We start from the raw sequence: 11,950 nt of genomic DNA, 5'->3' as shown, positions 1-11,950 counted from the left end.
GGCAATTTTTTGGTTTAATGTATCATCAAAGTTAAACATCCTGTTTGTCAGATGCAAAGTAATTGAATTGGTAGCATCTCCACCATTACCATGTTAGTGCCTCTACCATTGCCGTCTTACAATTGTTACGCTTACCGTCGGAAGTGCATTCCGCTTATCGTACTATTCTATCGGTGTGCCCCATGGCTATGATATGGCAGACCTAGAGCCTGCTATTTACAGCTTGCCAGCATATTTTGGGGCAGGAATAAAATTTGAGTAATTGGTGTACCTTGGATAGCATCGTTTTTCAATTCAGCCTTACCTGAATGACATTGTTCGCGCGGTAGCGAAGTGAACAGACAGATAAACAATTCAACAGTTAAACGATTAGACAATTAATCCATTGGACAGTCAAGCTGCTTATAACATCTCAATCCGTTACCAAAGCTACTACATTGCCAGCCATTTCTTAAACTTAGACGCTCTTTCGCTTGAAATGATGACCTCACTGCTGGCAGGAGGATTGAGTTCCAGTTTCAGTTTGCTCTTTGAATACAAATGCGCTTCGACAATGGATGTAATACTGATAATGTATTTGCGATTGGCTCTGAAAAACAAACGGGGATTAAGCTCTTCAATCAAATGCTCCAGTGTTTGATTGATATCGTAAATACGCCCTTCTTTGGTGCAGATAAATACGCCCCTGTTCTCGGCATAAATATAGGCCACATCTTCAACGGCAATGGTTTTTATTTTATCGCGATAATGGACCATAAAGCGCTCCCGGTAATCAGGTTGTTCCTGCTGTTGAACAATAGCCTTGCCCAATAACTGGTAATCAATGGTGCCGGCATCTTTTTTCTGATGTTGTTCTCTGAATTTTTCGATGGCAGCCTCCAGTTTATCGCCACTCACGGGTTTTAAAAGGTATCCGATGCTGTTTTGGTCAAAGGCCTGAATGGCATACTGATCAAAGGCTGTGGTAAAGATGATGGGTGTTGTGATGTTAATACTCTCAAAGATCTCAAAGCTATTGCCATCAGCCAGGTGTATATCAAGGAATATCAGGTCAACCTCATTCTTACTTAGAAACTCTATGCTTGAAGAAACAGAATCTAAGATCGTTACGATGTTAAAATCTGAAGCTCGCTGTTCGAGCATTGATTTAAGCTTACGCGCCGACGGCATCTCATCTTCAACAATTAAAACATCAATCATGGCTTGGCTTTATTATAGGGATTTGAGCAATGTATTTATCATCCTGCGCTTTGAATACAGGCAACTCACAATTTAGTAATTTATATTTCTCAATGATATTTTGCTGACCGGTTCGTGTTGACACTTCCTTACTATTTTTGACCTGCATGTTGTTTTCGATTACCAGGAAATTGTCTGTGTTTTTTATTTCAAGGGTTAAAGGTTGATGCCTTGATACAACATTGTGTTTAAAAACATTTTCCACAACCACCTGCAAAGTAAGGGGAGGGATGAGGTAGTTATGAAACTTCTCATCTACCTTTAATGAGTAGCTAAAACCCTCTTCAAATCTGAACTTATACAGGTTCAGATAGGTTGATATAAACTCCAGCTCTTCATTAACCGTTACCAGGTCCTGTTTGTTGATGGATAAAACATAGCGATAAATACTGGCAAAGTCCTGAATGAAACGGTCTGCTTTCTCGGTGCTCTCGTATATTAATGATGACAGCACACTTAAGTTATTGAAGAGGAAATGATGATCGAGTTGCTCTTTTAAAGCAGAATATTTCGATACTATTTGTTCCTTTTCAATATTGGCCAATTTAACCTCCAGCTTATTGCGCTCTTCTGTTGAAACAATCATCTCCACCACTACCATTAACAGTGCACTGACCATCAATGGCATAATGTATATCATTATTTTATATTTATCGTCATGATCGTGTGGTTTCAGCCAGCCATAATTAAAGGCAACATTAATTAATGTAATAAGCATTACAGGAATTAATAATGCAATGCCAAAGTCTATGAATGAACGAATCAGCCAATTGCGATCCCAGGGGAACTTAACATTAAGTTTTCGAACAACATAATTATAGAAAAATACTAAAGCCAGGGTTTCAATAAACCCAATTACCATGCGTTCAAGGGGCATCTGGCTTATTTCCTCTAATGTTCTGTATTTAAATACTACAGATAAAGCCATTGCCATTGAGATAATTCCAAATAATATCAATGGTGTCAAGAGTAATTTCAGCCTTTTATTTCGTGCCAGAATATTGTGCATATGACTATTGAATTAATTTACCTGTGAGCTGAAGTAAGTAAAATTCAGCGACTTTTGCTGTATATTGAGCATCGTTATATTGCGCTGCAACATTTAAGAGGTTTTGTTGCGCCGTTCTGAATTCAATTGAAGTGACACGTCCCAGTTGAAACATTTCCTGCGTTTGTTCAAAGTTCAGCCTTGCCTGTTCGAGACTACTTTCCTGCAGATCAACAATGCGTCGTTTGTATATATAGTCGGTATATGCATTGGACGCATCACGCTCTACCTGTGACTTAACCTGCATGGTACGTTCCTGCTGACTGATATAGTCCAGACGAGCATTTTTTTCTTTGGTGCGCTGCTGACGGCCGTTAAAAACATTGAAGTTTAATGATACACCCACCTTGGGGCCTTGTGTCTGGTTATAGAGTAATTGCCCGGCATCATTATCAGTGCGGTTGTAGCTGTACTGTCCGTAGGCTGATAAAGTAGGGTACTTGTTGGCATCGGTGATTTTAACATCAAGGTTGCTGATTTTTTCCTGTTGTTGCTGTGCCGATAAGCTGGCATTGTTCATGAGGGCATCTGCAATAACCACATCAGCTTTAAAATCATCCCGATAATCGATGCTGTTGTCAACCTCGTAAACATTTTGGATGGGCACACCCAGGACAAGGTTTAGGTCTTTTATACTTTGAATGAATGTTTGTTCCGTTTGTAAAACGGTAGTGCTGTCGTTGTTCATATCTACCTCGGCGTTGAGCACATCCAACTGGTTGGCTTGTCCATAGGCTTTCTGATCCATGGCTTTCTGGTAGCGTTCGCGCGATATACGCATTGATTCCTGCGCCAGATGCAGATTTTGCTGTGCCCTGCAAACCTGGTAGTATTGCTCTGCCACCTGTACAATGGTCGTTTCAGTCTGTTGTCTGAAGATCGTCTCCTGCAGGTTATCGCTGCTCTTTAGTTTTTTATAGGTGTAAATATTACCAAAGCCATCAAACAGGGTGTAATCAACGCGTGCTGCTGCATTATAGTTGGTCGAAACGGCACCGTCGGCTTCGATAATTGAGGTATTTCCACCGTTATTAATTTCCATTTCCGTGTCACTGCTCGAATAATCAGCTCCGCCATTGATACTTACAGATGGCAATAATCCGGCATTACCAATGGAGTTATTGTTTTTCGCCTTCTGGCGATCAGCACTGGCAATTTTAATGTCGTAATTGTTTACCATTGCTATTTCAATGGCTTTTTGCAGCGTTAATTGCTCGCTACTATCGGGTACTGTTTGTGCCTGGGTGCCGATTACACCCAGGAACAATACAATTGTATATAGAATTCTAGTCTTCATATTCTTCAATGTATTTCATTTCTTTAATAGCTGGCTCAATATCTTCTGCGCTTACAGTCCGGTCATAGGCAAACTTTTGCCACTTAACCTTGCCCTTATTGGCAAGAAGCAGCATTACCGGCAGCAATACCAGGGTGGTTGTTGTGGCCATGGCCATACCGTAACTCACCGAAATAGCCATTGGGATAAGGAAGCGGGCCTGAAGACTTGTTTCAAGCAGCATAGGCGCCATACCTGCTATGGTGGTCAGCGTTGTTAATAAAATAGGACGGAAACGCGATATGGCTGCTTCCATCAGGGCCTTTTCGTAGACCATGCCTTCCTTCAGGTTAATGTTAAGGGCATTGATCAGTACCAGCGAGTCATTGATCATGACTCCAATAAGGGCAATGACACCCATGCCCGACATTAAACTTAAAGACATGCCATGGATCCAGTGGCCGATAATAACACCCACCAAACTCAGCGGTATCATCATGTAAACCAGGATAGACTGTGTTACAGAACGAAGTGTTAAGATGACAACCGCAAACATCAGCAACAGGATCACCGGCATTACTTTTGCCATTGAGTCACTTACCTTTTTACTTTCTCTTTTCTGACCGTCGTAGTTAGCTTTTACTCCGGGATATTTTTTATAGATCGGTTGCAGTACTTCCTTTTCAATCTTTTTAATAAGGTCGGGAAGTGAAGCTGTCGGGTCTGTCTGGTTGGCTTCAATCTGCACCTCACGATCAAAGTCAAGGTGCTGAATGCTTGAGAAGCCATTGACCAGCTTAAGTGATACCAACTCTGATAAGGGGTAAGCCACACCATTGCCCAGTCGGATCTTCATATCCTCCAGCTGTCCAATGTTACGACGGTTATCTTCGCTGTATTTAACCCAAACCTTTACTTCGTCTTTTCCCCTTTGGATGCGCTGCGCTTCGCTACCCCAGAAAGCCTGGCGAACCTGGCTAATGACACTTTGCAGTGTTAAACCAAGGTGATGGGCTTTTTCTTTCAGTGTAATTTCAATTTCGCGATAGCCCACCGGCGATTTATCAGATACATCAGTAACCTCAGGCATGTTGTTCAGACCGCGTTTAAACTCTTCTTTGGCCGCTCTCAATTCATCATTATCATCACCCAAAAGCGAAATGACCAAAGCCTTACCAAAAGGATTAAAACCTTCGAACAGCAACGCTTCAGCGCCGGGTATATCACCTACTTTCTCACGCAAGCGTATGGTTACATCATCGGTACTTGAGCTACGCGACTCACCATCAAGCAGGGTGATTTGTATGGAGGCGTTGCTACCGCTGCCTTGAAACTGCTGGAACGTTTGCTTAATGATACCCGCATTACCCGGTTGTAATGGTCGCATATCTTCATTAACCTCCCAGATGGCGGCATTGATCTTATCAAGTTGCTGCTGGGTAACCGACTCATCGGTACCTGATGGCATGGTCAGGCTAACTGTTATATTATCACCGTCAACCTGCGGAAAGAATGTTACATTGACCCATCGTGCCGATACCATTCCAATGGAAATGATAAACATGGCTATAAAGATGGAAATGGTGATGGTTTTATATTTTATGGCCAGTTCAACTGCTGGTTTGTAGGTAATGTCACGCACTTTAATCAAGCCTCTTTCTGCCCAGCCCATGTATTGCATCCACTTACTCTTATAGCCTTTTTTAAGAGCTTTAGAATGGGCAACGTGAGCCGGAAGAATAATAAGTCCTTCGATAAGAGATACAAATAGTATGGCAATTACCACAATGGATATCTCCTTGAACATATCGCCCATGCGGCCATCTAAAAAGATGAAAGCAGAGAAAGCCATCATGGTAGTTAAAATACCTGATAATACGGCCGGAGTAACTTCCAGGGTGCCGTCAACAGCTGCTTTAATTGGTGTTTTGCCCATTTGCCAGTGACGGTATATGTTTTCGGCTACCACAATGGCATCATCCACCAGGATACCCAGTACCAGTATCAGTCCGAACAATGAAAGCATATTAATGGTCACGCCAGTGCCGGGTATCAAAATGAACATACCCAGCATGGAGAATGGAATACCAATTGCCACCCAAAAGGCGATGCGTGGATTAAGAAATAAAGAGAGGAATAATAATACCAGAACAATACCGATGATTCCGTTTTTTCCAAGCAAATTAATTCGCTGATCCAATAAGTCGCTCTGGTCACGAATGACTGTTGCGGTCAGCAGATCCTGGCTTTCATTGAATTCACCAATGTATTCTTTTACCGCATCAGTGGCTGTAACAATATCTTCTGAAAAGGTATTTTGTATGGTAATAACCGCACCCTGCTTGCCATTGAACAATACTTCAGACGGAGCATCGGCCCACTGGTCTTTTATGGTCGCTACATCCTTAAGGCGTATAATACCGCCTTGAGGTGTATTGCGGATAACAATATTTTCAAGACCCTCACCATAGTATTCACGGTTACGCACACGAATAAAGAATTCCTCTTCACCGTCTTTTATACTACCACCTGTCATAAGCAGGTTGGTACTTTTAACGGCAGTGGCTATTTCACTAAAGGTTATGTCATACGATTCCAGTGCATCTTCTTTTAAAAGAATGGCAATTTCTTCATCGGGATAACCACCAATTGATATTTTAGAGATACCCTCCATTCGTAAAAGGTCGTGCTCCATGTCACGGGCTGTAGCTTTCAACTGCTCCAGGCTCACTTGCTTACCTTCGTTTGGTGTGATCACATAATTGATGGAGAAGTTCACATCATCATGTTTGTAAGTTACAACCGATTCAATGTCAACCGGAAATGAGGCGATACGCTCCACTTCATTCTTAACCTTGATCAGAGCCTCATCCATATCGGTGCCTTTCAGCATTTCAATGGTTACGGTACCGCTGTTTTCACGCGAAACAGATGTGATTCGCTCCATGCCCTCCAGTCCTTTTACGTTCTCTTCGATTTTAAGGATGGCACCTTCTTCAACCTCTTCAGGCGAAGCACCCGGATATACAATGTCTACATAGATATAGCGTTGCGGTATATTGGGGAAGAAGTTCTTCTGTATATTTAGTAATGAAATACCTCCGAATAGCAGTACCAGCACCATAATGAGGTTGACCGCCACCGGGAATTTCATAAAGTAAGCTATGATGTTTTTCATTTGACTTTTAAGTTTAATAAGTAGTAGGTGATTGTGCTGAACTGCTGTTCAGTTTAATAATTGATCACTGATCATTATTCATTCACACGTACCGGCATACCATCATAAGCGCTCTTGATAACGGTCGATAGCACCGCCGTTCCTTCATCAAGTCCTTGAATAATGGCATAATCATTTTGCCTGGTAATAACATCTACCTGAAGATGTTTGAGTTGATTATTTTCCACAATATAGATGCGGTTGTTATTATCAACCATTTTGCGGGGGATACGCATGGCATTTTCCAGCGGCGCCTGCGCTATTTCAGCATTCAGGTACATGCCCTCTTTCAACTCACGGCCACTAACCCTGATAAATACCTTGACACTCTGTGATTGCTCATCAATATCACCGCTGATGCGCACTACCTTGCCGATCCACCGACCACTTATGTCGCTTGAAACCAATACAGCTTCAGTTCCGACCTTTATCTGGTCCATATTCGGCAATGGAATTGTGATCTCCAGGTCATAGCTGGCAGTACTAATCATGGTACCCAATGCCGAGCCCGAACGCACGGCTTTGCCGGCTTCAGCATCTACCGATGTGACTACACCGGTAAACGGTGCGCGTATGGTGTATTTGATAAACTTTTCTTCGCCCGATTTAACAGAGTAGTATTTGCTTAAAACACCTTTGCCCGACAGGTAAAAACGTTCTTGCTCACTCTGTGCTTCAGGAATAGTTGGCAGTTTCTTTTCCATTTTTATGGATGATACGTACTGACGCCATACCGGATATGAATCAGGGTAATCTGATTTTAAGTCGGGCAGGATAGAAGTGACAAGGGTGACGAACTCACTTTTTTGAGCCAGTAAGTTCATTTTATATTCCTGGTGATCGATCTCAAGCATCAGCTCACCTTTTTTATAGCTGGTCCCTTCTTTAAATCTTCGGGCCGATGGCAGTAATTGTCCGTCTACCTGGGCAACTATTTCAAAGCGGTCGACAGCTCTTAGCTTCCCTGTTCCCTGGTATTGATTATTAATGGTTTCCTTTTGTGGGTAAACCACATTAACTAACAGGCCTTTGCTTGCTTCCAGTTCTTTTGTGGCCTCTTCTTTTGAAGCTGAAATAACCTTGTTGAAAACAACTGCAGCAATAATAATTGCAATGGCAATTAGTAATGATACTCCTTTTTTATTCATAACTGTGGGTATAATATTGTTGATGTTTCTGTTTCTTGAATTGCCGCAAAAGTTGATCTTTTATTTATAGGGGCAAAATAGTATTGAATGAATCCTGAAAAAAAACGTATGAAGCGAGGAATTGGTTGACTGCTCATGTCTGTGTCAATAATGAAATGCTGCAATTGTGGTATTCAAACGACAGATGAGCGTTGTGTTTTATTCAGGTCCCGGTATAATTATTAAAGGTATAAAGCTTTAGATATATAATTAAGCATGTAGTACTTGCCAAAAGGCTGATCAGCTTTTAAATTCAGTTGTATAAATCAATAAAGAATGAAACCTTGCAGTATATACCGAACTGTAGCTCTTATATTGCTTTTTCTGCTTTCAGTCATAGTATCGGGACAGAATAAGGAATTTCCATATCAGTTGATGTTAGAGGACGTTGTCATCATTGCCCTTGGTTTGTCGGTCAATTATTACGGCGACTACCGAATGGAGCACCAGGAAAGAATGACCTCCGAAGAGCTGATGTCTTTATCAAAAGATGACATCAACTGTTTTGACAGGGGAGCTACCAATTACTGGAATGATGATCTGCATAATATGAGCAGTGTAACCAAAGGGATTTTGCGAACAGCACCGTCGGTAATACTGATTAACGAAGCTTTCAGTAAAGAGTTTAAGAATGTTCTCACCTATGCTGTGATGTATTATGAAGTTCTGATCGTTACGTCGGGCTTCACATCGCTGACCAAATCGCTGGCTATGCGAAAGCGACCCTACCTGTACAATACTTCTATCAGTTTCGAAGAGCGGGAGCAGATGATTGAAGAGGGTAATGTGTATGACTCGTTCTTTTCAGGGCATACCTCAGCTGCCTTTGCATCGGCGGTTTTTCTTTCGAAAAGCTACCGTGATATCTATGGAAATAATACCTTAAGCAAAGTTATTTTGTGGACCAGTTTGTCATTAGCCGTTACCACCGGTTATCTGCGATATCGATCAGGCCATCATTATCCCACTGATATAATTGCCGGAGCTGTTTTTGGCAGTGCTGTTGGATATTTGGTCCCGACCTTGCATTTAAAGAAGAAAAATAAGAGTAAGGTAAGTGTCATTACCTCAGGAAACATGCTTGCGTTGGTGTATCGATTTTGATTCCTGCTGCCAAATCCTGCTATCTGACTCACCTCTCTGGCTAAGGCAGCTTCTATCATCTCAAAAAAAACTTGGAACAATTTTTGAATCCCCTACCTTTGTTAAACTCAAATGGAGCAATTGCTAACCAAAAAGCAAAGCTATGAAACGACTCTTATCTTTATTTGTCTTTATTGGCGTAACTCTCTTATCTACAGCGCAGATTGATCAGGATGATCCGTTTAAAAAAATGGATGATCAGTACAATGCGCGCATGGCTAAGATGAACCAGGACTATGAGGCCACCATGAAACGGATGCAGGAAGAATACGACGCACGTTTAAAAGCAATGAACCAGGCCTTTAAAAAATACCTTAAAAAAGGCTTTACAGAAGTGGAGCCAACCGAAGAAAAGGTGAAGCCCGTTGAGGTTCCAAAACCAATTGATCAGCCGGTTTATAAACCTGATAAAGATATTGAAGTAAAGCCGGTAGATAAACTGGATCCAATTAAAGAACCCGACCGTGTTGATATCCCTGAAAAAAGAGACCCGGTTGAAATAGAATTGCCGGCACCGGTAAAGCCCGATGTGGTTATTGCCGATGCAGCTGCCTTTTCGATCTCCCCAATCTTTAAGGTGCCCGCCGGCAGCGAGGCTTATACGCAAGATGTAAGCATTGATTTTTTTGGAAGTCAGGCCAGTCTTGTGGTCGATAAGCGCATGAGCGCCTTGACCATCAAAACGGTGAAGCCAGCAGCTTTTGCAGGATACTGGGATGACTTTACGGGCACCTATTACCAGGTATATCTCGAGTCTTTATTGAAATATGCTGAAGATAAAAACCTCAATGACTGGGGTATTTATCAACTAATTGATCTGACATCACGCCAATTGCACTCAACTGCCAACGGACGTACCATGTGGACTTGGGCGATGCTGAATCAGGCTGGTTACCAGGCTAAGATTGGCTATTCAGGTAGCACTGTGTATTTGCTGTTGCCATTTATGCAGGAGGTTTACGAAAAGCCTTTTTACAATATTGACGGTAGTAACTTTTACCTGATGAGCTCAAAGAAGGGCATTAAAAATATGATGACCTATACGAAGGATTTTGGCGGGGCTACCAAAAAAGTGGATTTGCATTTACCGTTTGCACTTAATTATACAGATGAGCGCAATACGGTTGTGCGCAAAACCACTTTACCCAACGAAACGCAGCCTTTGCAGCTAAAGATGGATAAAACGATAATGGCCTTTTTAAACAGCTATCCGCAAACCGTAAATACAGTGTATTTGAATGCCGCTATGTCTGCCAATGTTAAAGAAGCTTTGTACGAGCACATTCAACCACGCATTGAAGGGAAAAATGAGACACAGGCTGTTACCTATTTGCTGGATTACCTGCATAATTCTTTTGAGTATAAAACAGATCGCGATCAGTTCAACAGGGAAAAGATGTTTTTCCCCGATGAGATCTTTTATTATCCGTATTCCGATTGTGAAGATCGCACTGTATTGTTTACCCGCCTGGTGAATGAGTTGCTTGGGCTCGATGCGATAGCGATCACTTATTTCAGCCATATGGCTGCAGCTGTTTCTTTTTCAGGACCTGTTGAAGGCTATTCATTCCTGGTTGACGGGCGTCGTTATACCATAACCGATCCAACTTATATTAATGCACCTATTGGCTCTGTTATGCCCGAATATGAAGGGTACACACCGCTGGCCATAAAGATCAATAACGACAGTCGTTTGAATAACATCTGGCAGATAATCGCACGTTCACTGGAAAACGGTAATGAAGGCAATATAGTTATTGCCGACCGCACAGTTGCCGAGAACGGAAAGATGATGGTAAGCGGTTGGTTTATCAACGATATTACCATTGGATCCAATCAATACACAGCAGTGGGAGGAACCCGCGATTTGTGGTTTGCCACCTTTGACCAGGGAGGCTCACTGGAGTGGTTCAAACCCGTTAATTGCAGTAATAACGGATTTACACAGGCTTTTAACGCTGGCAAAGAGGGGAATGTATATGCCCTCATTAATTATACGGGTACGATAAGTATGGATCGTCGCCGTCTTGGGAAAAGCGAACAGGCTGCACACCTCGTATTGGGTCTCTCGGGAAGGGCGCAACCCATACTTAATGAGACCATCGATTTTAAAGTGCCCGAAGGCAAAAAGCTCGCTTTTTACGGCAAGTATAAAGCTGATGGTACCAAAATAGATTTGCTATCGTTCCCAACCGACAAGATCAGCTTTGAACCTAAAATTACCATCGACTCTAAAAATGAGGTGGTAGTGCGCGGTGTAGTTGGAGAAATAGAAGGATTGACCAAAGATGTACCTATTATTCTGTCAAGCGCTGAGTTTAGTGCCGAGGGACAAATTGAATCATACATGAGGGCGTTTGAAGGGCAGGATGTGAACCGTCATATGGTGGCTTTGTTTTCAACACTGAAGCTATTGTCGCAAAATGGTGGCCGTATCTCTGGTATCACCGTTCGTAACCTGATGAACAAGCATAATCCTGATTTCTATAAACACAATCCTGATGTTTATAAAAGTCTGCTAAGTATGCAGTTTGTTATTAACGATGGAGGCGTTGTAAAGATTGAAACCTACAAGGAACGTAATGTGTCCTTGTTTTCAATGAAAATTAAAAATAACAGTAACCTGCAAATTACCAGGCCCAACGATGACAATTACCATATTAAGTTTTTAAATGGAGTAGAGGTTGGCAAAGCCATAATATGGTACGATTTAAATTCCATTACACTGTTGCCCGATGGTAATATGGTTTTTGACTATGATACTGATCATACGAGGCGCAATGTTAGTATTGACGAGGTGATAAACTAAAAGATGTAAGGATGCCTGATTGATGAATTAT

The 11,950-nt window shown here is 41.9% G+C and carries 7 protein-coding genes; 2 read left to right on the top strand and 5 right to left on the bottom strand.

All coding sequences use genetic code 11. The annotated features are described in order from the left end of the window. Positions 1-432 precede the first annotated feature (432 nt). The 5 genes from ACRD69_RS00890 to ACRD69_RS00870 all read right to left on the bottom strand — a co-directional run bounded on the left by ACRD69_RS00890 (position 433) and on the right by ACRD69_RS00870 (position 7,928). Positions 433-1,200, bottom strand: a complete 768-nt coding sequence (locus ACRD69_RS00890; RefSeq protein WP_430813167.1) for a LytR/AlgR family response regulator transcription factor — start codon at positions 1,198-1,200, stop codon at positions 433-435. Next, positions 1,193-2,248 carry a sensor histidine kinase gene (locus tag ACRD69_RS00885; protein WP_430813166.1) on the bottom strand — a complete coding sequence of 352 codons (1,056 nt, stop codon included), beginning with the start codon at positions 2,246-2,248 and terminating at the stop codon, positions 1,193-1,195. The genes ACRD69_RS00890 and ACRD69_RS00885 overlap by 8 nt, the downstream gene beginning before the upstream one ends. A 4-nt stretch (positions 2,249-2,252) precedes the next feature. After that, a complete protein-coding gene (locus ACRD69_RS00880; protein ID WP_430813165.1) occupies positions 2,253-3,584 on the bottom strand; it encodes a TolC family protein in 1,332 nt (443 codons plus the stop codon). Further along, entirely contained in the window at positions 3,574-6,741 is a 3,168-nt protein-coding gene (locus tag ACRD69_RS00875; RefSeq protein ID WP_430813164.1) for an efflux RND transporter permease subunit, read from the bottom strand. The genes ACRD69_RS00880 and ACRD69_RS00875 overlap by 11 nt, the downstream gene beginning before the upstream one ends. Positions 6,742-6,815: 74 nt before the next feature. Then, positions 6,816-7,928 (bottom strand): efflux RND transporter periplasmic adaptor subunit, encoded by a 1,113-nt coding sequence (locus tag ACRD69_RS00870; protein WP_430813163.1) that lies wholly within the window; start codon positions 7,926-7,928, stop codon positions 6,816-6,818. Between the two features lie 315 nt (positions 7,929-8,243). Here ACRD69_RS00870 and ACRD69_RS00865 point away from each other — a divergent pair, with 315 nt between their 5' ends. Both ACRD69_RS00865 and ACRD69_RS00860 read left to right on the top strand, forming a co-directional pair. Then, complete coding sequence (locus ACRD69_RS00865) at positions 8,244-9,071, top strand: phosphatase PAP2 family protein (RefSeq protein ID WP_430813162.1); 828 nt, start codon at positions 8,244-8,246, stop codon at positions 9,069-9,071. A gap of 142 nt (positions 9,072-9,213) precedes the next feature. Continuing rightward, positions 9,214-11,919, top strand: a complete 2,706-nt coding sequence (locus ACRD69_RS00860) for a hypothetical protein (RefSeq protein WP_430813161.1) — start codon at positions 9,214-9,216, stop codon at positions 11,917-11,919. Positions 11,920-11,950: the final 31 nt, after the last annotated feature.

Source organism: Carboxylicivirga agarovorans (assembly GCF_050589845.1).
Taxonomy (GTDB): Bacteria; Bacteroidota; Bacteroidia; order Bacteroidales; family Marinilabiliaceae; genus Carboxylicivirga; species Carboxylicivirga agarovorans.
The sequence above is the reverse complement of the archived record's forward strand: the minus strand, read 5'-3'. Positions and strand labels throughout refer to the sequence as shown.

What these genes read in the sequence shown, in the direction of transcription:
- ACRD69_RS00885 (WP_430813166.1), bottom strand. Translation starts at nt 2,248, where the DNA reads ATGCACAATATTCTGGCACGAAATAAAAGGCTGAAATTACTCTTGACA.
- ACRD69_RS00880 (WP_430813165.1), bottom strand. Translation starts at nt 3,584, where the DNA reads ATGAAGACTAGAATTCTATATACAATTGTATTGTTCCTGGGTGTAATC.
- ACRD69_RS00865 (WP_430813162.1), top strand. Translation starts at nt 8,244, where the DNA reads ATGAAACCTTGCAGTATATACCGAACTGTAGCTCTTATATTGCTTTTT.
- ACRD69_RS00875 (WP_430813164.1), bottom strand. Translation starts at nt 6,741, where the DNA reads ATGAAAAACATCATAGCTTACTTTATGAAATTCCCGGTGGCGGTCAAC.
- ACRD69_RS00860 (WP_430813161.1), top strand. Translation starts at nt 9,214, where the DNA reads ATGAAACGACTCTTATCTTTATTTGTCTTTATTGGCGTAACTCTCTTA.
- ACRD69_RS00890 (WP_430813167.1), bottom strand. Translation starts at nt 1,200, where the DNA reads ATGATTGATGTTTTAATTGTTGAAGATGAGATGCCGTCGGCGCGTAAG.
- ACRD69_RS00870 (WP_430813163.1), bottom strand. Translation starts at nt 7,928, where the DNA reads ATGAATAAAAAAGGAGTATCATTACTAATTGCCATTGCAATTATTATT.